Raw genomic sequence first — 1,122 nt, forward strand, 5'->3', positions numbered from 1 at the left:
GACCAGTTCTGGTCGGCCGTCGGCCGGGTGGGGCTCTTCCTGGCGATCCAGGTGCCGATCATGCTGGGCATCGCCCTGCTGGTGGCGCTGGCGCTGGACAGCGGCCGGCTCTACGGCAAGAACTTCTTCCGGATCACGATCTTCCTGCCGTACGCCGTGCCCGCCGTGGTGGCCACCCTGATGTGGGGCTTCATGTACGGCACCAAGTACGGCCTGGTGGGCGACATCAACTCCGCGTTCGGCACCACACTGCCCGACCTGCTCTCCCCCGACTGGGTGCTCGCCTCCATCGGCAACATCGTGACCTGGGAGTTCGTCGGGTACAACATGCTGATCTTCTACTCCGCGCTGCGCGTCATCCCCACCTCGCTGTACGAGGCCGCGGAGATCGACGGCGCCGGCCAGTGGCGGATCATCAGCTCGATCAAGCTGCCCGCGATCCGGGGCGCGATCGTCATCGCGACGATCTTCTCGATCATCGGCAGCTTCCAGCTCTTCAACGAGCCGAGCATCCTGCGTCCGCTGGCACTGAACTCCATCACCACGGACTACACGCCGAACTTCTACACGTACTCGCTGTCCTTCAACGGCCAGCAGCACAACTACTCCGCGACGGTCGCCATCATCATGGGCGTCATCACGATGATCGTCGCCTACGCCGTCCAGCTGCGCGGCATGCGCAAGGGAGCGTGACCCGATGAGCACCTCTGTCACCGCTCCCCCCGCGAAGAACACCGCCCCCAGGCTGCGGACCCCCCGCAAGAAGCACGCCTCGGGCAAGCCGAAGCGCAATGTGCTGCTGACGGCGCTGATGGCCCTGATGGTCCTCTACACCGTGGTGCCGCTCATCTGGCTGGTCATCAACTCCACGAAGACCCAGGCGGGCCTGGCCGACTCCAACGGCCTGTGGTTCGCCCACGACTTCGCCCTGTGGGACAACATCCGGGACACCTTCACCTACCACGACGGCATTTTCGGCCGCTGGCTGCTCAACACCCTGCTGTACGTGGTACTCGGCGCGGGCGGCGCGACGCTGCTGGCGGTGCTGGGCGGCTACGCGCTGGCGAAGTTCGACCTCCCCGGCAAGCGCGCGATCTTCGCCGTCGTCATCGGCGCGGTGGC

1 protein-coding gene and 1 pseudogene are annotated in these 1,122 nt (G+C 66.0%); both read left to right on the plus strand.

What is annotated here, in order from left to right; all coding sequences use genetic code 11:
- Positions 1 to 693 (plus strand): carbohydrate ABC transporter permease (locus tag TN53_RS40770; protein WP_046263930.1); only part of this gene is annotated, 693 nt, incomplete at its 5' end.
- A gap of 4 nt (positions 694 to 697) precedes the next feature.
- Positions 698 to 1,122 (plus strand): annotated as a pseudogene (locus TN53_RS40775) (carbohydrate ABC transporter permease); the annotation flags it as partial.

Source organism: Streptomyces sp. WM6386, from assembly GCF_000972385.1.
In the GTDB taxonomy this organism is placed as follows: domain Bacteria; phylum Actinomycetota; class Actinomycetes; order Streptomycetales; family Streptomycetaceae; genus Streptomyces.